20 protein-coding genes and 1 pseudogene are annotated in these 22,434 nt (G+C 70.8%); 10 read left to right on the top strand and 11 right to left on the bottom strand.

What is annotated here, in order from left to right; translation table 11 throughout:
- The first annotated feature begins 93 nt into the window (after window positions 1–93).
- Window positions 94–1,347 carry a phosphoribosylamine--glycine ligase gene (gene purD / locus CLV54_RS02560; protein ID WP_100343371.1) on the top strand — a complete coding sequence of 418 codons (1,254 nt, stop codon included), beginning with the start codon at window positions 94–96 and terminating at the stop codon, window positions 1,345–1,347.
- A 240-nt stretch (window positions 1,348–1,587) separates the two neighbouring features.
- Here purD and CLV54_RS02555 read toward each other — a convergent pair whose 3' ends face one another.
- A complete protein-coding gene (locus CLV54_RS02555; RefSeq protein WP_100343370.1) occupies window positions 1,588–2,841 on the bottom strand; it encodes a D-arabinono-1,4-lactone oxidase in 1,254 nt (417 codons plus the stop codon).
- Window positions 2,842–3,005: 164 nt separating this feature from the next.
- On the opposite strand from CLV54_RS02555, the gene CLV54_RS02550 reads away from it, so the two are divergent.
- From CLV54_RS02550 to CLV54_RS02535, 4 genes are all read left to right on the top strand, one after another.
- The gene (locus CLV54_RS02550; protein ID WP_100343632.1) at window positions 3,006–3,434 is read left to right on the top strand and encodes a DUF6325 family protein; all 429 of its coding nucleotides are present in this window, start codon (window positions 3,006–3,008) and stop codon (window positions 3,432–3,434) included.
- Window positions 3,435–3,507: 73 nt separating this feature from the next.
- Window positions 3,508–3,849 carry an SHOCT domain-containing protein gene (locus CLV54_RS02545; RefSeq protein WP_100343369.1) on the top strand — a complete coding sequence of 114 codons (342 nt, stop codon included), beginning with the start codon at window positions 3,508–3,510 and terminating at the stop codon, window positions 3,847–3,849.
- A gap of 227 nt (window positions 3,850–4,076) precedes the next feature.
- Window positions 4,077–5,027 carry a phosphoribosylaminoimidazolesuccinocarboxamide synthase gene (locus CLV54_RS02540; RefSeq protein ID WP_100343368.1) on the top strand — a complete coding sequence of 317 codons (951 nt, stop codon included), beginning with the start codon at window positions 4,077–4,079 and terminating at the stop codon, window positions 5,025–5,027.
- 340 nt (window positions 5,028–5,367) lie between these two features.
- Window positions 5,368–6,249: a VOC family protein gene (locus CLV54_RS02535; RefSeq protein ID WP_245861241.1), complete on the top strand. Its 882-nt coding sequence runs from the start codon at window positions 5,368–5,370 to the stop codon at window positions 6,247–6,249.
- A gap of 213 nt (window positions 6,250–6,462) precedes the next feature.
- Here the strand turns inward: CLV54_RS02535 and CLV54_RS02530 are convergent, their stop codons facing one another.
- On the bottom strand, window positions 6,463–7,419 hold the full coding sequence (locus tag CLV54_RS02530; RefSeq protein WP_425430253.1) for an alcohol dehydrogenase catalytic domain-containing protein: 957 nt from the start codon (window positions 7,417–7,419) through the stop codon (window positions 6,463–6,465).
- Window positions 7,420–7,680: 261 nt separating this feature from the next.
- Here CLV54_RS02530 and purS point away from each other — a divergent pair, with 261 nt between their 5' ends.
- Both purS and purQ read left to right on the top strand, forming a co-directional pair.
- Window positions 7,681–7,974 carry a phosphoribosylformylglycinamidine synthase subunit PurS gene (gene purS, locus CLV54_RS02525; RefSeq protein WP_211294416.1) on the top strand — a complete coding sequence of 98 codons (294 nt, stop codon included), beginning with the start codon at window positions 7,681–7,683 and terminating at the stop codon, window positions 7,972–7,974.
- Window positions 7,974–8,672 carry a phosphoribosylformylglycinamidine synthase subunit PurQ gene (gene purQ, locus CLV54_RS02520; protein WP_100343366.1) on the top strand — a complete coding sequence of 233 codons (699 nt, stop codon included), beginning with the start codon at window positions 7,974–7,976 and terminating at the stop codon, window positions 8,670–8,672. The genes purS and purQ overlap by 1 nt, the downstream gene beginning before the upstream one ends.
- 78 nt (window positions 8,673–8,750) lie before the next feature.
- Here the strand turns inward: purQ and CLV54_RS02515 are convergent, their stop codons facing one another.
- Together CLV54_RS02515 and CLV54_RS02510 are read right to left on the bottom strand one after the other, a co-directional pair.
- A complete protein-coding gene (locus tag CLV54_RS02515) occupies window positions 8,751–10,013 on the bottom strand; it encodes a mechanosensitive ion channel family protein (RefSeq protein ID WP_245861236.1) in 1,263 nt (420 codons plus the stop codon).
- Between the two features lie 335 nt (window positions 10,014–10,348).
- Window positions 10,349–10,843 carry a DUF4190 domain-containing protein gene (locus tag CLV54_RS02510; RefSeq protein WP_100343365.1) on the bottom strand — a complete coding sequence of 165 codons (495 nt, stop codon included), beginning with the start codon at window positions 10,841–10,843 and terminating at the stop codon, window positions 10,349–10,351.
- Window positions 10,844–11,053: 210 nt separating this feature from the next.
- On the opposite strand from CLV54_RS02510, the gene purL reads away from it, so the two are divergent.
- Window positions 11,054–13,357, top strand: coding sequence for a phosphoribosylformylglycinamidine synthase subunit PurL (purL, locus tag CLV54_RS02505; protein WP_100343364.1), 2,304 nt, complete (start codon window positions 11,054–11,056; stop codon window positions 13,355–13,357).
- An 81-nt stretch (window positions 13,358–13,438) separates the two neighbouring features.
- On the opposite strand, the gene gap is transcribed toward purL, so the two are convergent.
- From gap to CLV54_RS02480, 5 genes are all read right to left on the bottom strand, one after another.
- Window positions 13,439–14,437, bottom strand: coding sequence for a type I glyceraldehyde-3-phosphate dehydrogenase (gap, locus tag CLV54_RS02500; RefSeq protein ID WP_100343363.1), 999 nt, complete (start codon window positions 14,435–14,437; stop codon window positions 13,439–13,441).
- A 188-nt stretch (window positions 14,438–14,625) separates the two neighbouring features.
- On the bottom strand, window positions 14,626–15,570 hold the full coding sequence (locus CLV54_RS02495) for a GlxA family transcriptional regulator (protein WP_425430256.1): 945 nt from the start codon (window positions 15,568–15,570) through the stop codon (window positions 14,626–14,628).
- 124 nt (window positions 15,571–15,694) lie between these two features.
- Window positions 15,695–16,003 carry a chorismate mutase gene (locus CLV54_RS02490; protein WP_100343361.1) on the bottom strand — a complete coding sequence of 103 codons (309 nt, stop codon included), beginning with the start codon at window positions 16,001–16,003 and terminating at the stop codon, window positions 15,695–15,697.
- Window positions 16,004–16,065: 62 nt separating this feature from the next.
- Window positions 16,066–17,073: a DMT family transporter gene (locus tag CLV54_RS02485; protein ID WP_100343628.1), complete on the bottom strand. Its 1,008-nt coding sequence runs from the start codon at window positions 17,071–17,073 to the stop codon at window positions 16,066–16,068.
- Window positions 17,074–17,318: 245 nt separating this feature from the next.
- The gene (locus tag CLV54_RS02480; protein WP_100343360.1) at window positions 17,319–17,957 is read right to left on the bottom strand and encodes a GNAT family N-acetyltransferase; all 639 of its coding nucleotides are present in this window, start codon (window positions 17,955–17,957) and stop codon (window positions 17,319–17,321) included.
- A 39-nt stretch (window positions 17,958–17,996) separates the two neighbouring features.
- On the opposite strand from CLV54_RS02480, the gene CLV54_RS02475 reads away from it, so the two are divergent.
- A complete protein-coding gene (locus tag CLV54_RS02475) occupies window positions 17,997–18,605 on the top strand; it encodes a maleylpyruvate isomerase family mycothiol-dependent enzyme (RefSeq protein WP_157802779.1) in 609 nt (202 codons plus the stop codon).
- 214 nt (window positions 18,606–18,819) lie between these two features.
- Here CLV54_RS02475 and CLV54_RS02470 read toward each other — a convergent pair whose 3' ends face one another.
- Window positions 18,820–20,106, bottom strand: a complete 1,287-nt coding sequence (locus tag CLV54_RS02470; protein ID WP_100343359.1) for an adenylosuccinate synthase — start codon at window positions 20,104–20,106, stop codon at window positions 18,820–18,822.
- A 744-nt stretch (window positions 20,107–20,850) separates the two neighbouring features.
- Window positions 20,851–21,264, bottom strand: a pseudogene (locus CLV54_RS17870) (DUF3151 domain-containing protein); the annotation flags it as partial.
- 197 nt (window positions 21,265–21,461) lie between these two features.
- On the opposite strand from CLV54_RS17870, the gene CLV54_RS02460 reads away from it, so the two are divergent.
- On the top strand, window positions 21,462–22,304 hold the full coding sequence (locus tag CLV54_RS02460; protein WP_100343358.1) for an MBL fold metallo-hydrolase: 843 nt from the start codon (window positions 21,462–21,464) through the stop codon (window positions 22,302–22,304).
- The last annotated feature ends 130 nt before the right edge of the window (window positions 22,305–22,434 follow it).

Raw genomic sequence — 22,434 nt, 5'->3', positions numbered from 1 at the left:
CTCCGCGCCGCGCGCAAAGCCATGCGCATCAGTCATCGTGGGGTCGGGGCAGCACGGGAGCGGGGAAACCCTGCACGCCCTAGCATTGCTGGTGTGAAAATTCTCGTTCTCGGTTCCGGTGCTCGCGAGCACGCCATCATCCTCGCCCTGCTGTCGGAAGAGACCGAGCACGAGATCCTCGCGGCTCCGGGCAACGCCGGCATCGCGGCCGACGTCCCCGTGATCGCACTCGACGCGAACGACCCAGACGCCGTCGCCAACTACGCGATCGACGAGGGCATCGAACTCGTGGTGATCGGCCCCGAGGCCCCGCTCATCGCCGGTGTGGCCGACGCCCTGCGCACCCGCGGCATCGCCGTCTTCGGCCCCGGCAGGGCGGCCGCTGCACTCGAGGGCAGCAAGAGCTTCGCCAAGCGCATCATGCGCGAGGCCGGCGTGCCCACGGGCGGCGCGACCCAGGCGCACACCCTGCACGAGGTCGAGGAGGCCCTCGACTCCTTCGGCGCCCCCTACGTCGTGAAGGCCGACGGCCTCGCCGCCGGCAAGGGCGTGCTCGTCACGAACGACCGCGACGCGGCCCTCGCCCACGCCGCGCACTGGCTCGAGCACGGCGAGGTGCTCATCGAGGAGTTCCTCGACGGCGAGGAGGTGTCGCTCTTCCTCGTCTCCGACGGCCACACGGTGCTGCCGCTCTCGCCCGCACAGGACTTCAAGCGCCTCGGCACGGGCGACACGGGCCCCAACACGGGCGGTATGGGCGCGTACTCTCCACTGCCCTGGCTGCCGGAGGGCTTCGTCGACGAGGTCATCTCCACCGTCGCGCTGCCGACCGTGCGCCAGCTCGCGAGCGAGGACACCCCCTTCATCGGGCTGCTCTACTGCGGCCTCATCGTGACGAGCCGCGGCATCCGGGTCATCGAGTTCAACGCCCGTTTCGGCGACCCGGAGACGCAGGTCGTGCTGCCCCGCCTCGTCACCCCGCTCAGCTCGCTGCTCTTCGCCGCGGCCACGGGAACCCTCAGCGAGCTGCCCCGCCCCGAGTTCGCCCTGGATGTCGCGGTCACGGTCGTGATCGCGAGCGAGAACTACCCCGACACCCCCGTCACCGGCCGCCCCATCGGCGGGCTGGATGCCGCGGCCCGGGTTCCGGGAGTGCACATCGCCCACGCCGCGACCACGCGCGGCCCCGGCGGCGAGCTGCTCGCGAGCGGCGGGCGCGTGCTGAGCGTCGTCGGCGTCGGGAGCACCTTCACCGAGGCCCGCGCCCGTGCCTACAAAGCCGTCGCCCTCATCGAGCTGGAGGGCGCCCAGTTCCGCCACGACATCGCCGCGAAGGTGCTCGACTAGCCTCGGCGCCCACCCTCACCGCCGGCTCGCGGCGCCTGCTCTCGGCACCAACCCGGGGCCCGCGCTCGCGCTCGGCGCTCGCTCTGGGCGCCCGCCTCACCGCCTGTGGTTCAGGCCGGCGCGCCTCCGGTGGTACTCCCTCCGGCGTGTCGGTCAGCACTGCGACGCGGCGACCTGAGCGACCGGCCGCGCGTGCAGCTCACGCCGGCCGCGTACCGCCCTCACGAGAACACGCGCCGCCTACGAGAAGACGTGCCGCTCAAGGAACTCGTTGCGGAAGACGCCGCGCGGGTCGTAGTGGGCGGCGAGCTCGCGGAAGTCGCCGAGCCGCGGGTAGAGCGACTCGATGAGCCCCGGTGCGCCGTGGAAGACCTTGCCCCAGTGCGGCCGGGCCCCGAACGGGGCGAGCGCCCCCTCGAGGGTCGGCAGGAAGGCCTCGACCTCGTCTTGCATCCTCCTCCAGGTGAAGTGCAGGCCCACGGTCTCCTGCTGGTATGAGGAGCTCAGCCACAGCTCGTCGGCAGCGACCGTGCGGATCTCCGAGATCTGCAGCAGGGGCGCGATCCGCCCGGCGAGCCCGCGCACGGCCGCGAACGCGGCGACCGCGTGCTCGCGCGGCAGGAGGTACTCCGACTGGATCTCCTCGCCCGCGCTCGGCGTGAAACCGTATTTGAAGTGCGCCAGCCGCTCGTTCCAGGGCCCCGCGACCCCGAGCTGGTCGGTCGTGTTGTCGGGCGACATCGACGAGATCATGTGCAGCTGGGCGGTGGCGGCGCGGCCGCCGAACGCCTCGGCGCCGGGAGCCCCGGCTGCGGCATCCACCCGCTCTTTGAGCCAGAGCTGCTGGACGGCCTCGCCCGCCCACGTCGTGAAGAGGCTCACGCTGTACGCGCTCGACGTGATCGCGTCGTAGTCGGTCATCACCCGCTCCCAGGGCAGGTCGACGAAGACGTTCTGCCGCACCTCGAAGCTCGGCTCGACGCGCAGCGTGACGCGCGTGACGACGCCCAGGGCGCCGAGCGAGACGGCGGCGCCCTCGAAGCCCTGATCGCCCCGGGCGATGCGGCGCAGCTCGCCCGTGCCGTCGACGAACTCGAGGGCCTCCACCGCCGTGGAGAGGTTGCCGTTGCGGTCGCCGGAGCCGTGCGTCGCGGTGGCGATGGCGCCCGCGACCGAGATGTGGGGGAGGGATGCGAGGTTGTGCAGGGCCAGGCCGTGCTCGGCGAGGACGACGCCGAGGTCGCCGTACTTGGTGCCACCGCCGACCGTGACCGTGTGCGCCTCCTCGTCGATCACGATGTCGTCGGGGAGGCCCGCCGTCGCGATCAGCTCGCCGCTCGTGTCGGCGATCGCGTTGAAGGAGTGCCGCGAGCCGAGCGCACGCAGGCTCCCACCCGCCGCGACGATCTCCTGAAGCTGTTCGACGCTCTGCGGCCTCAGGATCCGATGGGCTCGATAGCTGTAGTTTCCGGCCCAATTGAGTTCTGCGGCCATGCGTCCATCCGTTCGTGTGGGGCGTTGTGCGTCATCCGCCATTCTCGTCCATTTCTGGGGTCGGCGCCCGTGGTGCGGCGCCCCTGTGCGCTGCTAGGTTTGCACTGCCCGAACGTGGGCGGGTGGCGAACAGCACTCTGGGCGAGCAGGATGAGGAGAGCGACATGGCAGTCTTCGAATACGGGCCGGTCGAGTTCATCCTCGCCGGTTTCCCGGGCGAGCACCCGGGCCCCGCGGTCGCCGAGGCGATCGCCGAGCTCGTCGAGAGCGGAACCGTCAACCTGCTCGACCTCGTCTTCGTGACGCGCTCGGCCGAGGGCGAGATCACGGTCGTCGAGCTCGAGGAGATCCTCGACGAGGAGGGCTTCGCCGACTTCGAGCTGCAGGCCTCCGGCATCGCCGCCGACGAGGACATCGAGGCCATCGCCGAGGAGATGCCGCTCGGCAGCTCCGCCATCCTCATCGTCGCCGAGCTCGTCTTCGCCAAGAAGCTCGCGCAGTCCCTCTTCAACGCCGGCGGCTCGGTCCTGCACTCGGAGCGGGTTCCCGCGCCGGTGGTCAACGCCGCCCTCGAGGCCGCGACGACGGAGTAGGCCACACGGCCGGAGCGTCGACGCCGCGAGCGAATGAACAGCATCCAGCAGCACAGCAACAGGAGGTATCCCCATGTTTCGTCGAGTAGGTCGACCGGGTCTCATCGGTCTCGCCGCGCGCACGGCGGTCGTTGCGGGTACGGCGACAGCGGTCTCGGGCGGAATGCGCTCGCGCCAGCAGCAGAAGGCCAACGAGCAGGCGCAGGCCCAGCAGGCCGAAGCCGATCAGCAGCAGGAGCAGATGCAGGCGGCGGCAGCACAGGCCGTCGCCGCGCAGCAGGCCGCGGCCCCTGCTCCCGCGGCTCCGGCGGCGAACGACCTCATGAGCCAGATCCAGCAGCTCGCCACACTCCACTCGCAGGGCATCCTGAGCGACGACGAGTTCGCGGCGGCGAAGGCCAAGCTCCTCGCGTAGCCCCCATCTGAGCTCCGCCGACCCTGGCATCCCGAATGCAGGAACTCCTCCGGTCGGGCCGGAATCAGAAGCGCCGGCCGGGAGGATCGACACCCGACTCCCGCATGTGGGCAGCCCCACCGGGCACGGGCGTCACACGGCTCGCGGATGCCGCAGCACACGCCGGCTCCGCATCGAGCCGTCCCGGCCACGCCCGACATGCCGAGCCGCCCCGCCCACGCCCTAGCATGGAGGACGTGAACTCCGACGCCCCCGGCCCCGCCGCACCCGCCAGCCCCGCCGCGCATTCCGCCCTTCCCGGGTGGTCGCACGTGTACTCGGGCAAGGTGCGCGACCTCTACGTCGAGCCGCCGGCATCCGGGCTCGACGACGCGCAGCGCGTGCTCGTCGTCGCGAGCGACCGGGTGAGCGCCTTCGACCACGTGCTCGAGCCGGGCATCCCGGGCAAGGGCGAGCTGCTCACGACCCTGAGCCTGTGGTGGTTCGACCGGCTCGGCGAGGTGCCCAACCATCTCGTGCCCGACCACGAGCTGGGCGCGGGCGAGACCGTGCGCGAGCTCATCCCCGACGCCGTCGCGGGGCGCTCGATGCTCGTCAAGACGCTCGACATGTTCCCCGTCGAATGCGTCGTGCGCGGCTATCTGGCCGGCAGCGGATGGCTCGAGTACCAGCGCAGTCGCAGTGTGTGCGGAATCCCGCTGCCCGACGGGCTCGCCAACGGCGACCGCCTGCCCGAGCCCATCTACACCCCCGCTTGGAAGGCCCCGCAGGGCGAGCACGACGAGAACATCTCCTACGAGCGCACCGTCGAGCTGGTCGGGCCGGATGTCGCGGCAGAGCTGCGCGAGCTGTCGCTGTCGATCTACGCCCGCGCCGCCGCGGTGGCCGAGACGCGCGGGGTCATCCTCGCCGACACGAAGTTCGAGTTCGGCGCCGACCGCTCGACCGGCCTCGTGACCCTCGCCGACGAGGTGCTCACGAGCGACTCGAGCCGCTACTGGGATGCCGCGGCCTGGGATTCCGGCGACCGCACCAACAGCTTCGACAAGCAGATCGTACGCAACTGGCTGCTCGCCAACTGGGATCAGCAGGGCACCCCGCCCGCCCTCCCGCCGGAGATCGTGGAGCGCACGGCGGCCCGCTACCGCGAGCTGCTCGAACGCCTCACCGGCGGCTGACGCCTGCCGCGGCATCCTGCCCTGCTCTCTCTGCTCTGCTCTGATCTGATCTGATCTGATCTCTCGCCGCTCGCGCCTTCACCTCGCCTCACTAACCTCGCCTCGCCTCACTAACCTCGCCTCGCCTCACTAACCTCGCCTCGCCTCACTTAAAACGACGGAGATTCTGCCTGAAAACGGGCTTTTCGGGCGTTTCTGCCCTCTTTACGGCAAAAAATCCGTCGTTTTGAGTTCTGGCGGGGAGGTTGCGTTCTGGCGGGGAGGTTGCGTTCTGGTGGGCGGGGCCGGAATTCGGCTGCACGTTCGGGTGTTTCCCTTGACAGACAGCGAGGAGCGCACGATGAACGACAACCGCCAGGCCCGTGACGACGTGCTCGCCGCCGGCACCTCGATGGGCGCCGTGACCCTCGCCGTCGCCGACCTCGACCGGATGATCGCCTTCTACACCCTCGGCGTGGGGCTCACGGTGCTCGCGCAGAGCGGCGGCTCGGCCGTGCTCGGCCGGGGGACGACGGCATCCCTCGTGCTCGAGCACACGCCGGCCCTCAGGCACGCCTCCCCCGGTCAGGCGGGGCTGTTCCACACCGCGATCCTCTTCGCCGAGCAGAGCGAGCTCGCGGCATCCGTCTACTCGGTCGCCACCAAGCATCCGACGCTCTTCACCGGCAGCTCCGACCACATCGTGAGCAAGGCCTTCTACTTCGACGACCCCGAGGGCAACGGCGTGGAGCTGTACTGGGACCGCCCGCGCGACACCTGGCAGTGGAACGGCGGCCAGATCCAGATGGGCACGCTCTACCTCGACCCCAACCAGTTCCTGCAGCAGAATCTCACGGATGCCGGATCCGCCGGCCCGGGCGACGGCGAGGCCGGCGTCGGCCACGTGCACCTCAAGGTCGGCGACGTCGCGACCGCGCGGGACTTCTACGTGGGCACGGTCGGCTTCGAGGAGACGATCGCGCTCGGCGGCCAGGCGCTCTTCGTCTCGGCGGGCGGCTACCACCACCACGTGGGCATGAACACCTGGCAGAGCCAGGGCGCCGGCCCGCGCACCCCCGCGCTCGGCCTCGGACAGGTCTCCGTCGAGCTGCCCACCGCCGACGACCTGGGCGCCCTCGAGCAGCGCCTCGCGAGCCGCGGCGTGCAGACCCGCAACGACGGGGCCGTGCTGCTCTTCGACGACCCGTGGGCGAACCTCATCCGCGTGACCGCAGCGGCATGATCGCCGCGGGTGACGGCCACGGCATGACGGCAACGGCATGACGGCAACGGCTTAGCGCGAGACCGTTCGCCGGGCCGCCGTCCCCTGCGCAGGCCCGCCTGCTTCTGCAGCCGGCCTCGTTCCTCGACAGCCGTCACGCGCGTCCGGGCTCGCGCGTCCGGGCATCCGCTCATCCGCGCGTCCGGGCGCCGGCAACGCACGACGAGCGTCGCCTCAGACGATGTCGATGCGCTCGTTCCTGAGGCCGACACGCGCCCGTGGCTCGGATGCCGCGAGCCGCAGCGCATCGTCGACGCCCTCCAGCCCCATCACCTCGCCGACGAACTCGTCGTACGGCAGCTCGCGCCAGGTCTTCAGCACGAAGTCGACGGCGCGGACGAGATGACGCGGCGCAGCGGCATCCTGCTCGCCCTGGGGCATGATCGAGTGCGCACCCTCCGTGCCGAGCCCGTCCGAGCCGATCTGCTGCGAGTCGACGACCGCGACGGCGCCGAAGCGGCGGGCGAGCTCGCGCCGCTCGGAGTCGGTCTCGGTGAGCAGCACGCGTGCGCCGGCATCCGCGGCCATGGCCGCCGCCGTCAGCGCACGGGCGCTCGTGCCGGCGATGTGCACGGTGCGCTTCGCGAGGGGGGCCTCGCGCTCGGCGGCCTCGACGATCGCCGCGGCGGCGGCACCCGCGCAGGCGATCGGGGCGAGCACCTCGGCGGGAACGTTGTCGGGCACGAGCACGATTGTCGTGCCCTTCCGCAGTTGCACGTGGGTGGCGAAGGCGCCGCCCAGCTGCCAGTCGCGCGCGACGCGCTCGTGGCCGTAGCGGTGCAGCGAGACGCAGCGCTGCGACATCCCGTGCCGGCATCGGCCGCATCGGCCGCAGGACGCCGTGGCCGACCACACGACGCGGGAGCCGACCGACAGCCGCCTGCCGCCTGCCGCGCGAACGGGCCCGGCGAGCGCCACGACCCGCCCCACGGCCTCATGGCCGAGCACGACGGGGCCGCGCAGCAGCCGCGCGCCGGACGCGTACTGCGCGTCGCGCGGGCACACGGTGGCCAGTTCGACGGAGACGAGAACCTCACCGGGGGCGAGGGCGATGCCCGGAACGGCGACGGGCTCGTGCTTCTTGCCGACACCCGGCCACACCATTGCGAGGGCAGAGGGCCTCAAGGCCACCTCATGCTCCGTCGACATGGTGACATGGCCGACCGACATACCGTCCAGCCCTCCGTGCTTCGCCCGTCGAAGGCACCCCAGAAGCCCCGATCGTTCCCTCGAAGTTACGGCGCGGAGGGTACGCGAGGCCCAACCCCGGGTTACGCACGGGTGAACGGGTGGGATACAGAACATGCCGTGCCCCGGATGCCCGAAACCCCACCCGTGGCTCTCCGGCTAGAATCGAGGCATCATCCCCCGACCGACAGACGGAGATCTCCGGTGCCCACAATCGTCGTAGAAGTCATGCCCAAGGCCGAGCTGCTTGACCCGCAGGGCAAAGCCGTCGCGGGGGCTCTCGCCCGCACGGGCCGCGATCGCTTCGCGAGCGTGCGCATCGGCAAGCGCTTCGAGCTCACGGTCGACGGTCCCGTCGACGACGCCGTGATCGCCGAGGTGCGCGGCATCGCCGAAGACATCCTCTCCAACCAGGTCATCGAAGACGTCGTGGGCATCCACGTCGACGGCGTGCGCGTCTACGGCGTGGACGTCGACACCACGGTGGTCTCGCTCTGATGCGCGTCGGCGTCGTCACCTTCCCCGGCTCGCTCGACGACCGCGACGCCCAGCGCGCGGTGCGCATCGCGGGCGCGGAGCCCGTCGCCCTCTGGCACGGCGACCACGACCTGCAGGGCGTCGACGCGATCGTGCTGCCCGGCGGCTTCAGCTACGGCGACTACCTGCGCTGCGGCGCGATCGCGAGCCTCTCGCCGATCATGACCGAGGTCGTGGATGCCGCGGGGCGCGGCGTTCCTGTGCTCGGCATCTGCAACGGCTTCCAGATGCTCACCGAGGCCCACCTGCTGCCGGGCGGCCTCATCCGCAACGACCACGGCAACTTCATCTGCCGCGACCAGCGCCTGCGCGTCGAGAACGCCTCCACCGCGTGGACGACCGAGTTCACGGTCGGCGACGAGATCACCATCCCCCTCAAGAACGGCGAGGGCGGCTTCATCGCCTCGGCCGATGAGCTCGCGCGCCTCGAGGGCGAGGGCCACATCGTCTTCCGCTACGTCGACGTGAACCCGAACGGCTCGCTCAACGACATCGCGGGCGTCACGAACGCGCGCGGCAACGTCGTGGGGCTCATGCCCCACCCGGAGCACGCGGTCGAGCCCGGCTTCGGCCCCGACACCCCCTCCGCGATGCGCTCCGGAACCGACGGCCTCCGCGTCTTCACCTCCGCTCTCACGGGCCTGCTCGCCCGCGCCTGACCTTTCCGCGAGGCGAGTCGCGCCACATCGTCATTTCGACGACCGTTTTGGAACGGTTTGGCGCGACTCGCCTCGGTGCTACGGGGCGTCGGAGGGGCGGGTGGTGCCCGGGGCGTCCGCTGAAGCGGGGTCACCGACATCCTCGGCATCGGGGGCGGAGGCGGGAGCACGGGCGGCGTCGGGGTCGACGACGGGGATCGTCGAGGTGAACTGGGCGGCGCGCTGTTCGGCGTCGAGGCTGCCCGTGAAGAGGCCGTCGGTCTCGGGGCCCGTGCCGGCTCCGCGCGGCGGGCGCAGCGGCTTCTCCTGCTCCACGAGCTGCACGCGCGTGCGCGGCACCGACTGCGGGCTCGACTCGTGCAGCCAGGCGACCATCTCCTCGCGCACGAAGCAGCGCAGGTCGAAGAGGGTGGGGGCGTCGACGGCCGTGACCAGGATGCGCACGCGGACGTAGCCGCCCACGGCATCCGTCACCTGCAGCACCGACACACGCCGATCCCAGAGCGGGGTGCGGGCGAGCACCCGCGCGAGCTCCTCGCGCATCTGGGCGGGTGTCACCCGCCAGTCGAGGTCGAACTCGACCGAGCCGAGCAGCTCGCTCGAACGGCGCGTCCAGTTCTCGAAGGGCTTCTGGGTGAAATAGGTGGAGGGCAGCACCATACGCCGGTCGTCCCAGATGTGCACGACCACGTAGGTGAGCGTGATCTCCTCAATGCGCCCCCACTGGGACTCGACGATCACGACGTCGTCGACCCGGATGGCGTCGCTGAAGGCGAGCTGCATGCCCGCGAAGACGTTGCCGAGGGTCGACTGCGCGGCGAGGCCCGCGACGACGCTCAGCAGGCCGGCCGAGGCGAGCACACTGGTGCCGACCGCCTCGACGCCCGGGAAGGTCAGCAGGATGGCGCCGAGCGCCACCACCACGACGGCGACGACCGTGAGCCGGCGGATGATGAGCACCTGCGTGCGGATGCGCCGCGCCACCCGATTGTCGGGCACGTCGATGCGGTAGCGCGCGAGCCCCAAGTCCTCCACGAAGAGGGCGAGCCCGCAGACCAGCCACGATCCGCCGACGATCGCGAGGATGAGGAAGACGTGCGAGATGCCGTCGAGCCACTCCGCCGGCACGGGCAGGGTCGTGCTCACCGCAATCCACAGGGTGACGACGAGCAGCAGCAGGCGGAAGGGGATCCGCGCGAGCGAGGCGAGGGATGTCGGCCACTCGCGTCTGCGCCCGACCGCGCGCATCACGCCGGCGACGACGGCGGTGACCACGACCGAGATGACGATCGCGGCGACGCAGGCGATCGCGAAGGACGGCCAGGACCTCAGTTCGAACAAGACGCGCTCCTTTCCTCGCGGGGTGCTCGGCAGGTTCGTGCTGCGCCCAGCCTAGGCGTCGAGTTCGAGTGCGGCCCGAATGCGCGCGGCCGCGCTGCGGAATGCGCGACGGAATACGCGGGCCGCCCGAGCAACGTGCACGGTCTGCACGGCGGTGACGAGGCGGCGCCCGTCACCCCCCCCATCCCGTACGCTGCGCGGCTTGCACGGGCGTATGCGGAGGCGTGCACGGGCGTGTGCGAGGCCGGGGCGTGTGAGCGATCCACCGGGCTCCGGCCGGTGATCGCGGGTATCCCCGGGAGCGCGAGCCGCTGCGGCCCAGGCCCGGGTCGCCGTCAGTACGTGGTGCTGTAGGCCGCCGAGCTGCCGACCACGGCGGCGAGGAAGGCGAAGACCAGCCCGCCGAGAACGATCCAGCCGAGCAGGCAGAGGCCGCCGAGGATGATGCCGGTGACCGACATCCCGCGACCCGCCGGCTCTTTGCGCACACCGATGATGCCGAAGACGACAGCTCCGATCGGGAGGAGGAAGGTGAACCCGAAGAGGATCGAGACGAGACCCAGCACGAGCGACGTGATGCTCAGCCCTTTGGGCTGAGGCTGCACGACCGTGAACTGCGCTTGCACGTACGGCGCCTGGCCGTACGGGGCCTGGCCGTATGGCGCCTGGCCGTACGGCTGCGCGTACTGCGGCTGCACCGGCGCGGAGGGCTGCTGGCCGTACTGCTGGGCCGGCTGCGCAGAGGGCTGAGCGGGAGCGATCGGCTGGGCGGGAGCAGCGGAGTCGTTCTGCTGAGGATCGGGCGTCGACGTGGATTCGGTGTTCGTCATTGCGGTTCCTGTTCGATCGGCGACATCGCTTCCCTCCACGCTACCGGCTCGGCGCCCGTCGGCGCCTGAACCGCGGCCGGCGCCGGGGTGCCGGCAGCGCGGCATCCGGGCTCGGCGGCGTGCGTCATCCGACTCGCCGGTAGAATCGAGAACGCCGCATTCTTCGCACTTTCCGACACTTCCCACTGACGCCCAAGGAGTCCTGGACGCGTGAGCACAATCGATACCGTCTCTGTCGCTGCAGCAACTCCCGAGAAGGAGCAGCCCTACGCGGCGCTCGGGCTCACAGAAGACGAGTACCTCAAGATCCGCGAGATCCTGGGCCGGCGCCCCACGAGCGGTGAGCTCGCGATGTACTCGGTCATGTGGAGCGAGCACTGCTCGTACAAGAGCTCCAAGACCTACCTGCGCCAGTTCGGCCAGAAGGTCAGCCCGGCCATGAAGAAGAACCTCATGGTGGGCATGGGCGAGAACGCCGGCGTCGTGGATGTCGGCGAGGGCTGGGCGGTCACGTTCAAGATCGAGTCGCACAACCACCCCTCCTACATCGAGCCCTTCCAGGGCGCGGCCACGGGTGTCGGCGGCATCGTGCGCGACATCATCTCGATGGGCGCGCGGCCGGTCGCCGTTATGGACGCGCTGCGCTTCGGCGCGATCGACGACCCCGACACGGCACGGGTCGTGCACGGCGTCGTCTCGGGCATCAGCTTCTACGGCAACTGCCTGGGCCTGCCCAACATCGGGGGCGAGACCTACTTCGACTCGGTCTACCAGGGCAACCCGCTCGTCAACGCCCTCGCGGTCGGCGTGCTGCGGCACGAAGACCTGCACCTCGCCAACGCGCGCGGCGTCGGCAACAAGGTCGTGCTGTTCGGCGCGCGCACGGGCGGCGACGGCATCGGCGGCGCATCCATCCTCGCCTCCGACACCTTCGCCGACGGCGGCCCCACGAAGCGCCCCGCCGTGCAGGTGGGCGACCCCTTCGCCGAGAAGGTGCTCATCGAGTGCTGCCTCGAGCTCTTCGCGGGCGACCTCGTCGAGGGCATCCAGGATCTGGGCGCCGCGGGCATCAGCTGCGCGACCTCCGAGCTCGCCTCCAACGGCGACGGCGGTATGTTCATCGAGCTCGAGAAGGTGCTGCTGCGCGACCCCAGCCTCACGGCCGAGGAGATCCTCATGTCGGAGAGCCAGGAGCGCATGATGGCGATCGTCACGCCCGAGAAGCTCGAGGGCTTCCTCGCGGTGACGGCCAAGTGGGATGTCGAGACGAGCGTCCTGGGCGAGGTCACCGACACCGGCCGCCTCGTCATCAACTGGCACGGCGAGGAGATCGTCAACGTCGAGCCGCGCACGGTCGCCGTCGACGGCCCGGTCTACGAGCGCCCCGTCGCCTACCCCGCCTGGATCGACGCCCTGCAGGCCGACACCGCCGCGACCCTCGAGCGCTCGAACGATCCCGCGGTTCTGCGCGAGCAGTTCTTCACGCTCCTGGGCAGCCCCAACCTGGCCGATGCGAGCTGGATCACGAGCCAGTACGACAAGTACGTGCTCGGCAACACGGCCCTCAGCTACCCCGACGACGGCGGGATGGTGCGCGTCGACGAGCAGAGCGGCCTCGGTTTCGCCGTGGCCACCGACGCCAACGGCCGCTACTGCCAGCTCGACCCGAAGCTCGGCGCGCAGCTCGCCCTCGCCGAGGCCTACCGCAACGTCGCCGTCACGGGCGCCACGCCCGTCGCGGTCTCCGACTGCCTCAACTTCGGCAGCCCCGAGAACCCCGAGGTCATGTGGCAGTTCTCGCAGGCCGTCGAAGGCCTGGCCGACGGATGCCTCGAGCTCGAGATCCCCGTCACGGGCGGCAACGTGAGCTTCTACAACCAGACCGGCGACCAGCCCATCCACCCGACCCCCGTCGTGGGCGTGCTCGGCGTGATCGACGACGTCGCCCGCCGGGTTCCGAGCGGCTGGCAGGACGAGGGCGACAACATCTACCTGCTCGGCGTCACGGCGACCGAGCTCGACGGCTCCGCCTGGGCCGGAACCATCCACGGCCACCTCGGCGGCCGCCCGCCGGCCGTCGACCTGGCCCGCGAGAAGCAGCTCGCCGAGCTGCTGCAGGCCGGCGCGCAGGGCAGCCTGCTCGCGAGCGCGCACGACGTCTCCGACGGCGGCCTCGCGACGGCCCTCGCCGAGTCGGTTATGCGCTTCGGCGTGGGTGCCCGGGTATGGCTCGACGAGATCATGGACCGCGACGGCGTGGACGCGGCATCCGCTCTCTTCTCGGAGACGACGGGGCGTGTGCTCGTGTCGGTTCCGCGTGAGGACGACGTGCGCTTCCAGGGCCTGTGCGAGGGCCGGGGCTACCCCATGCTGCGCATCGGCGTGACGGATGCCGGCACCGATGACGAGGCGAAGCTCGAGATCCAGGGGCTCTTCACCGCGACCGTCGCCGAGCTGCGCGGGCGCAACCGCGCGACGCTGCCGGAGCGCTTCGGCGCCGTCGTCGGCTACTGACGGGCTCCAGGCACGGGAAAGTCCCGGGGGCCCGCGACTTCTCGCTGGCCCCCGGGACGTCGTGCACGCCCGAGCGGCGAGCTACTTCGCGGCGAGCAGTGCGAGCGTGTCGACGACCCGGTTCGAGAAGCCCCACTCGTTGTCGTACCAGGCGACGACCTTGACGTGCTTGCCGTCGACGCGGGTGAGGGCGGCGTCGAAGATCGCGGACGCCGGGCGCCCGGTGATGTCGCTCGACACGATGGGGTCTTCGGTGTACTCGAGGATGCCGGCGAGCGCGCCCTCCGCGGCCGTGCGGTAGGCCTCGAGCACCTGCTCGCGGGTGACCTCGCGCGTGACTGTGGTGTTGAGCTCGACGATCGACCCCACCGGCACGGGCACGCGGATGGAGTCGCCGGAGAGCCGGCCCTCGAGCTGCGGCAGCACGAGGCCGATCGCCTTCGCTGCGCCCGTCGTCGTCGGCACGATGTTCACGCCGGCCGCGCGGGCACGTCGCAGGTCGCGGTGCGGGCCGTCTTGCAGGTTCTGCTCCTGCGTGTAGGCGTGCACAGTCGTCATAAAGCCGTGCTCGATACCGGCGAGGTCGTCGAGCACCGAGGCGAGCGGGGCGAGGGCGTTCGTCGTGCAGGAGGCGTTGGAGACGATCGTGTGCTGCTCGGGGTCGTAGGCGTCGGTGTTCACGCCGTAGGCGATCGTGACGTGGGCGTCGGTCGCCGGGGCGCTCACGAGCACGCGCTTGGCGCCTGCGTCGAGGTGGGCGCGAGCGGCGTCGGCGGAGGTGAAGCGGCCGGTCGACTCGAGCACGAGCTCGACGTCGAGCTCGGCCCAGGGCAGCTTCGCGGGGTCGCGCTCGGCGAGCACGCGGATGCGATGCCCGTCGACGACGAGCACGTCGCCGTCGATCTCGACGGAGCGGTCGAAGCGGCCGAGGGAGCTGTCGTAGCGCAGCAGGTAGGCGAGCGTTGCGGGTTCGGTGAGGTCGTTGATGGCGACGACCTCCAGCTCGGCGTCGCGCTCGATGAGGGCGCGGAGCACGTTGCGGCCGATGCGGCCGAATCCGTTGACGGCGATGCGGGTCATGGTGGGTGTTTCCTTTCGTCGCATCCACCGTCGCCGACGATCGCCGGCTCGGGGAGTGGCCGTAGCGACATCCATCGCAAGCTTCGTGCCAACCCGTGGCATCCGGTCAGACTCGCGGCGCACGTCGTTCGTCGCGGCGCACCGTCGTAGCTGCGCCGCGACGAGCACCGTGCGCCGCGAGCGCGAGCTCAGGCCGCCGGCTGGGCGAAGGTGTGGCGGTACTCGCTCGGCGAGGTGCCCAGCACTCGATGGAAGTGCAGCCGCAGATTGGCGCCCGTGCCGAGGCCCACGCGGGCGGCGATCTGCTCGACGCCGAGGTCGCTGCGCTCGAGCAGCTCGCGTGCGAAGTCGATGCGGGCGCGCAGGATCCACTGCATGGGCGTGTACCCCGTGTCGTCGAGGAAGCGCCGCGAGAAGGTGCGCGTCGAGACGCGGGCGTGCCGCGCGAGCTCCGCCACCGTCAGCGGGGTCTCCAGCCGCTCGAGCGCCCAGTGCCGGGTCGCGGCGAAGAACTCGCCGAGCGGCTCGGGAACGGAGCGCGGCACGAACTGCGCCTGGCCGCCGCTGCGGTACGGCGCCGCCACGAGCCGCCGCGCCACCTGGTTCGAGAGGGCCACGCCGTGATCGCGGCGCACGAGGTGCAGACAGAGGTCGACCCCTGAGGCGGCGCCCGCCGAGGTGAGCACCGAGCCCTCGTCGACGAAGAGCACGTTCTCGTCGACCCGGATGCGCGGATGCTTCGCCTGCAGCACCTTCGTGTAGTGCCAGTGGGTCGTCGCGCGCCTGCCGTCGAGCAGACCGGTCGCGGCGAGCGCGAAGGCCCCGGTCGAGATGGCGGCGAGACGCGCCCCGCGCTCGTGCGCCGCGATGAGCGCCTCGACGACCGCGGGCGGCGGGTCCTCCCGCGCGGGCTCTCGGTAGCCGGGGATGAAGACGGTGTCGGCCGAGGCGATCGCCTCGAGCCCCTGTGCCACGTGGTAGGCGAGCCCGTCGCCGCCGGTGACGAGGCCGGCCGCCGCACCGCACACGTGCACCTCGTAGGGCATGCTCGACCGGTGGGTGAACACCTGGGCCGGGATGCCGACATCCAGCGGCTTGGCTCCTTCGAGAACGAGCACGGCCACGCGGTGGATGCCTCGTGTCACGGGTCTCTCCTTTCGACCGGCGAGCAACCCGCCGTCGAGCGCGGCTCTGTTCGCGGGCGACGAGCGTGCACGGTCAGCGGCCGCGAACAAAGCCGCGCTCGACGCCGATGCGCTAACGCTGCGTGGCGCCCGCGATCTGCTCGTGGTGGTGGATGACCTCGGCGACGATGAAGTTGAGGAACTTCTCCGCGAAGGCCGGGTCGAGGTGCGACTCCTCGGCGAGACCGCGCAGGCGCTGGATCTGCTCGCGCTCGCGCTCGAGGTCGGCCGGCGGCAGCCCGTGCACGGCCTTCAGCCGGCCCACCTGCTGCGTGAACTTGAAACGCTCGGCGAGCATGTGGATGAGGGCGGCGTCGATGTTGTCGATGCTCTGCCTGATGCTCCGCAACTGCTCCAGAACCTCTTCCTCGCTGTTCGACACGCTCGTCTCCCTCCCTCGGCACTGCTCCCGAACGGGAGCGCACTGTCCGATTGTAGCGACGACTAGCGTCCGTTCCCTGGGGGGCTGGTGGCGTCGGCCGCGCCACCCGTGCCGACGCCGTCGGCGGGCTCGGCGGCATCCATCGGGGTCACGGGGATCTCGTCGGGCTGCTGCCCACCGGCCCGCTCGTGCCGGCCGCCGACCCGGATGCGGCCCTGCGTGAAGAGGATGCCCACGATCACGAGCAGCGCACCGGCCGGCTCGTTCCACGACAGGGTCTCGCCCAGCACGAGAATGCCGAGGGCGACCCCGACGACCGGGGTGACGTAGGTGACCGTCGAGACGTTGGTGGGGCCCCAGGCCCGCAGCACGTTGACGTTCCAGACGTAGGCGACGCCCGTGCCGAGCACACCGAGGGTGAGCAGGGAGAGCACGATCGGCCAGTCGAGGCTCACCGGCCCCAGGGCGATGAACGGCGTGAGCACGAGCATGATCACGCCCGCGAGGCCGATGTTGAGGAAAGCGACGTTGACGCCCGAGATGGGCCGGTGGCTGATGAACTTGCGCATGTAGGCGTAGGTGAAGCCGTAGGCGGTCACGGCGCCGAGGCAGGCCAGCTGGCCCTGCAGACTGCCGGAGAGCGAGGAGAGCTGCCACGGCCCGATGATGACGAGCACGCCGACGATGCCGATGACGACGCCGAGCACCTGGCCGCGCGCGAGCCGCTCGACCCGGAAGACGAGGGTCACCATGATGGCGGTCATGATCGGGGTGACGGCGTTGTAGATGCTCGCGAGGCTCGAGCTCACGTACTGCTCGGCCCACGCGAAGAGCAGGTGGGGGATGACGCAGCCGGTGATCGCGATGACCACGAAGTGCAGCCAGACGATCGGCTCCTTCGGCAGCCGCTCGCGCCCGATGAGGGCCAGGACGCCGAGGGTGAGACCGCCGAGCACGAGCCGTGCCCACGCGACCTGGCCGAAGCTCACGCCGTCGAGCGCGATCTTCATGAACAGGAAGCTCGCGCCCCAGATGAGCCCCATGCCCACGAACTGGGCGGCGACGAGGATGCCTCGTGTCGCGGGCCGGGTCGATGTCACCCTGCGACCCTATCGCGAGCCGGGGACACCCGCGATCGGGACGCCTCGGACGGCCCCTCCCACCCCCGACTTGCGCCAAATGGCCGTTCTCGGCATCCCGCAACGTCCATATGGCGCATCCCGGTTCGCACTATGGCGCAACTCGGCCACGCTCAGCCCTGAACGACGTGCCCAACGACGGCAGGATGCCGCGACCACCGTCCATGCGCAGGTGCTCAGCGCGCACGGAACTCGACCGGCCGGCCCTCGTACCGCTCCAGGCGCCGTTCGAGACCCTCGCGCACCCGCGGCCATTCATCGACGAGAACCGAGAACAGGGCAGTGTCGCGCCAGCTCCCGTCGGCACGTCTGACGTCGCGGCGCACGATGCCCTCGAAGGTGGCGCCGATGCCCGCGATGGCCGCGCGCGAGCGCTCGTTGATCGAGTCGGCCTGGATCTTGACCCGGCCGAACCCGGCGTCGAACGCGATGCCGAGCAGCAGGAGCTTCGCCTCCGCATTCACGGCCGTGCCCCAGACCCGCGGGTCGTAGGCCGTCCAGCCGAGGTGGGCGTGCTCGCGGGGGAGGTCGAAGTCACTCAGGGTCGAGGTGCCCACGAGCGCCCCGTCGTGCACGCCGCCCACGAGGCGGATGGCGTAGGAGTTGCCCTTCTCCCAGGCGTAGTAGCCCTTCGCGAACTCCGTGAAGCCGTCGAGCGTGTCCCGGTACCCGGACGGGCCTCCGCCGTAGCCCGAGGCGAAGACCTCGGGATGCCCGATCGCCTCGAAGAGCTCGGGGAGGTGCTCTGCTGCGAGGGGCTCGAGACGGATGAAGCTCCCCCGCACAGGCACGGGGATGGGAGGAATCGCGGTCACCTCCCCAGTCTCGCAGAGCGACGTGCCACGATGTTATCCATGAGCAGTGTTGCTATCTTCGGCCGGTCGTCCGACGCCTTCCTCGAGGTCGTCCGCCAGATCCGGCCCGAGCAGTGGGATCAGCCGGGGCTCGGCGAGTGGACCGTGCGATCTCTCGTGGGGCATACGGCCCGCGCCATCCTAACCGTCGAGAACTATCTGAGTCTCGACGATCCGGGCAGCATCTCGGTGCCGACCGCCGAGTCGTATTACACGACCGTCTACGCCGAGTACACCGACCACGACTCGGTGCGCGAGCGCGGCGTCGAAGCCGGGATCTGGCTGGGCGACGACGCCATCGGCGCGATCCAGGGCGCGATCGGCCGCGCGCGCGGCATCATCGACCAGCAGCACGAGGGCCGCATCGTCTCGATCGGCGGGATGGGCATCCCGCTCGAGGAGTACCTGCGCACCCGCGTCTTCGAGCTCGTCGTGCACACGATCGACATCTCGCGTGCCACCGGCATCCCGCACACGATTCCGGATGTCGCGCTGCAGTCCACGCTCGCGCTCGGGGTCGGGGTCGCGTCGGCGACCGGGCACGCCGAGGAGATCCTGCTCGCCCTCACGGGACGCGGCACCCTGCCCGAGGGATTCTCGGTCGTCTGAGCGGCAGCGGGAGGCATCCTCGCTCATCTCGGGCATCTCGCTCATCTCGACTTACGCCGAACGGCTCACCCACATGCGCCATACGGCCGATCTGGGGGCCGAAGACGGCCAAATGGCGCATCTCGGTCACGCCGAGGCGGGGCGGGGCGAGGCGGGGAGGGGCGGGGAGGGACGGACGGGAGGAGACGGGGGCCGGGGTCCCGAGACCGGAGGCTCAGCCGAGGAGGTCGTGGCGCACGACGATGGCGTCGCGGCCGGGGCCGACGCCGATCGCCGAGATGCGCGATCCGCTCATGGCCTCGAGGGCGAGCACGTAGTCCTGCGCGTTCCTCGGCAGATCCTCGAAGGTGCGCGCGCCCGTGATGTCCTCGCTCCAGCCCGGGAACTCCTGGTAGATCGGCACCGCGTGGTGGAAGTCCGACTGCGACACCGGCACCTCGTCGAAGCGCACGCCGTCGACGTCGTAGGCGACGCAGACCGGGATCGTCTTCAGGCCCGTGAGCACGTCGAGCTTGGTGAGCACGAAGTCGGTCACGCCGTTGATGCGGGCCGTGTAGCGGGCGATCGGGGCGTCGTACCAGCCGGTGCGCCGCGGGCGGCCCGTGGTCGTGCCGAACTCGAAGCCGGCCGCGCGCAGGTACTCGCCCGACTCGTCGAAGAGCTCGGTGGGGAAGGGGCCTGCGCCGACACGGGTCGTGTACGCCTTGACGACGGCGATGACCCCGTCGATGCGGTTGGGCGCGACGCCCGACCCCGTGACGGCGCCGCCGGACGTCGCGTTCGATGAGGTCACGAAGGGGTAGGTGCCGTGGTCGATGTCGAGCATCGTCGCCTGGCCGCCCTCGAAGAGCACCGTCTTGCCCGCGTCGAGCGCCTGGTTGAGCACGAGCGAGGTGTCGGCGACCATGGGGCGCAGGCGGTCCTGGTAGGCGAGCAGGTCGTCGACGACCTCGTCGACGTGGATGGCGCGGCGGTTGTAGACCTTCACGAGCAGGTGGTTCTTCTGATCGAGCGCGCCCTCGACCTTCTGGCGCAGGATGTTCTCGTCGAAGAGGTCTTGGATCCGGATGCCCACGCGGTTGATCTTGTCGGCGTAGGCCGGCCCGATGCCGCGACCGGTCGTGCCGATCTGGCGTTTGCCGAGGAAGCGCTCGGTGACCTTGTCGATCGTGCGGTGGTAGTGCGTGATGACGTGCGCGTTGGCGCTCACGAGCAGACGCGAGACGTCGACGCCGCGGGCCGAGAGCGCCGTGAGCTCGGCGAAGAGCACCTCGATGTCGACGACGACGCCGTTCGAGATGACCGGGGTGACCCCGGGTGTGAGGATGCCCGAGGGCAGCAGATGCAGGGCGTACTTCTCGTCGCCGACGACGACGGTGTGACCGGCGTTGTTGCCACCGTTGAACTTGACGACGTAGTCGACGCGGCTTCCGAGCAGGTCGGTCGCCTTGCCCTTTCCTTCGTCGCCCCACTGGGCGCCGATGAGCACGATTGCGGGCATGTCCTAGTCCTCCGTCGAGTCGTTGGCGGGCTTGTGCGGACGGGGCTGCTCGACGTCGCTGTCGGCGGGATCGGAGGTCTCTGCGGGCTCGGAGATCTCTGCGGGCTCGGAGGCGGCTGCGCTCTCCTCGGCGCCTGCAGGAGGCTCGGCGTCTTCGGAGGGCTCCGTGGTTCCCAGGAGCTCGGCGAAGGTCGGCTCGCGCTGCTCGACCGCGGGGCCCGAGTTGTGACCGGAGGCAGAGACGGGGGCGAACAGCGGATTCGCGGCGTCGATGGTCGCGTCGGTGTCGGAGTCCGAGTCGAGGTCGGAGTCCGAGTCGAGGTCGGAGTCGGCGTCGGTCTGCCCCGAGGTCTCGGCCTCAGCGGGATCGCCGGGCTCGCTCGATCCGGCGGCCTCGGAGGGCTCGTCCGACGCTCCGGCGTCGCCGGACTCGACGGGCTCGTCGAGCAGCGACTCGAACTCGACGGCGGGAAACTCGGGCTCCTCCGCGGTGGCGGGCTCGATGTCGATGAGGGATGCCGCGATGACCGCCTCGGTCTCGGCGAGGGCCTTCTCATCGGCGTCGACCTCGACGACGGCGGGCACCGCGGCGAGCTCGTCCGCGTCAGGCACGGCAGCGAGCCCGGCGGCCCCAGGCGTGGCCTCGGGCTCGGCGGCGTCGGGCGCCACGACGGGCTCGGCCTGCGCGGGCTCGGCCGCGACATCCTGCACGATGATCGTGATGAGCTGGGTGGCCGTATGCTCGGCCTCGATGCGGGAGATCGCAGAGGGCTCCGCCTGCTCGAGGAACTCGGTGAGGCGCGTGACCTCGTCGGTCTCGCCGATGCCGGCGGCCGCACGGCGCAGCGCGTAGAGCGAGCGCAGCACGCCTCGGTTGGGCTCGTGCGACCACGGGATGGGGCCTTGGCCGCGCCATCCGGCCTTGCGCAGCGCGTCGAGTCCGCGGTGGTAGCCGACACGCGCATAGGCGTACGACTCGAGCATCTCGCCGCGGGCGTGCGTCACGTCGGCGAGCTCCGCCCAAGCGAGGGAGGAGGTGGGATGCCGACGCACGACCTCCGCGATCTCATCGCGTGAGGCTCGTTCGAGAGCCTCGTACACGTCGGGCTCTGCCTCGAGTTTGGTCTCGGGAAGCCCGAGAAGATTGTCGCCAGTCACACTCGATGCTATCAATCGCGGCTCCGAGCGCGTCCATCCGCGGCGATTCCCGTCTCGACGGGCACCGCCGCACCTCCGCCGCGAACAGGACCTTCACCCGAAACGCCGCCCCGACGAGCAGTACGGCGTCGCCGTCGAGCGGATGCCGCGTGCCGCACCCCTTGGGCCCGGGCACCACCCCGCCCTAAACTCGGGGCATGACGGAGTGGTCGGAGGTCGCGCACGGCGTCTACCAGCGCCGCTACGAGCCGCTCGACATCTCGGTCGTCGTGATCGCCGGCGACGACGGACTGCTCGTCGTCGACACCCGCTCCAACCCGGCTGAGGGCGGCGAGATCGTCGCCGACGTCGCCCGGCGCTTCGGCGGCTCCCCCATCCGCTGGGTGGTCAACTCCCACGCCCACTACGATCACACATTCGGCAATCAGCGTCTCGGGCCGGCATCCGAGGTGAACGCGCAGATCTACGGGCACCACCTCATCCCCCGCCACTTCGAGGATTTCGAGGCCCCGCGCATCGCCCGCGGCGAGGTCGACCCGGCGCGCCCGCTCGACCCGCTCTGGGCCGACGTCGTGCTGACCCCGCCGACGCATCCCGTCGACACCCGCACGCTCCTCGGGCTCGGCGGCCGGGTCGTCGAGCTCGTGCCGCTCGCCCCCGGACACACCGACACCGACCTCGTCGTTCTCGTGCCCGACGCGCGGGTCTGGGTGGTCGGCGACATCGTCGAGCAGTCGGGACCGCCCTTGTACGGCTCGGGCTGCTTCCCGTTCGGCTGGCCGAACGTGCTCGACGGCCTCCTCACCGAGATCGAGCCGGGCGACCTCATCGTGCCCGGGCACGGCACCGTCGTCGACCGCGCCTTCGTCGAGCGGCAGAGCGCCCAGCTGCGCGTGGTGGCCGATCGCATCCGCGCCTCCTGGGTCGAGGGCCTCAGCATCGACCAGGCTCTGGCCCCGGACGCCGCGCCCTGGCCCTTCCCGTCGGAGCTCCTCCGCCCGGCGCTGAGCCGCGGCTACGACCAGCTCGCGAGCACCTGAGCCCCCTCCCCCTCCCATCGCCCTCGCCTGTACTCAAAACGACGGAGATTTTCCCGATTCCGGCCCTTTTCGCGCCGAAAAGCTCCTGAATCGGGAAAATCTCCGTCGTTTTGAGTAGAGGCAGGGAACG

Origin of the sequence: Compostimonas suwonensis, assembly GCF_002797855.1 — a bacterium.
GTDB classification, from domain to species: Bacteria; Actinomycetota; Actinomycetes; order Actinomycetales; family Microbacteriaceae; genus Compostimonas; species Compostimonas suwonensis.
Note: the sequence above shows the minus strand (reverse complement) of the source record. Positions and strands in the feature narration are given on the sequence as shown.

Bases quoted from the DNA above. Each gene is read 5' to 3' on its own strand.
- CLV54_RS02555 (WP_100343370.1), bottom strand. From the start codon at position 2,841: ATGGCCGCAGAACTCAATTGGGCCGGAAACTACAGCTATCGAGCCCAT.
- CLV54_RS02550 (WP_100343632.1), top strand. From the start codon at position 3,006: ATGGCAGTCTTCGAATACGGGCCGGTCGAGTTCATCCTCGCCGGTTTC.
- CLV54_RS02545 (WP_100343369.1), top strand. From the start codon at position 3,508: ATGTTTCGTCGAGTAGGTCGACCGGGTCTCATCGGTCTCGCCGCGCGC.
- CLV54_RS02540 (WP_100343368.1), top strand. From the start codon at position 4,077: ATGGAGGACGTGAACTCCGACGCCCCCGGCCCCGCCGCACCCGCCAGC.
- CLV54_RS02535 (WP_245861241.1), top strand. From the start codon at position 5,368: ATGAACGACAACCGCCAGGCCCGTGACGACGTGCTCGCCGCCGGCACC.
- purQ (WP_100343366.1), top strand. From the start codon at position 7,974: ATGCGCGTCGGCGTCGTCACCTTCCCCGGCTCGCTCGACGACCGCGAC.
- CLV54_RS02510 (WP_100343365.1), bottom strand. From the start codon at position 10,843: ATGACGAACACCGAATCCACGTCGACGCCCGATCCTCAGCAGAACGAC.
- gap (WP_100343363.1), bottom strand. From the start codon at position 14,437: ATGACCCGCATCGCCGTCAACGGATTCGGCCGCATCGGCCGCAACGTG.
- CLV54_RS02475 (WP_157802779.1), top strand. From the start codon at position 17,997: ATGAGCAGTGTTGCTATCTTCGGCCGGTCGTCCGACGCCTTCCTCGAG.
- CLV54_RS02470 (WP_100343359.1), bottom strand. From the start codon at position 20,106: ATGCCCGCAATCGTGCTCATCGGCGCCCAGTGGGGCGACGAAGGAAAG.
- CLV54_RS02460 (WP_100343358.1), top strand. From the start codon at position 21,462: ATGACGGAGTGGTCGGAGGTCGCGCACGGCGTCTACCAGCGCCGCTAC.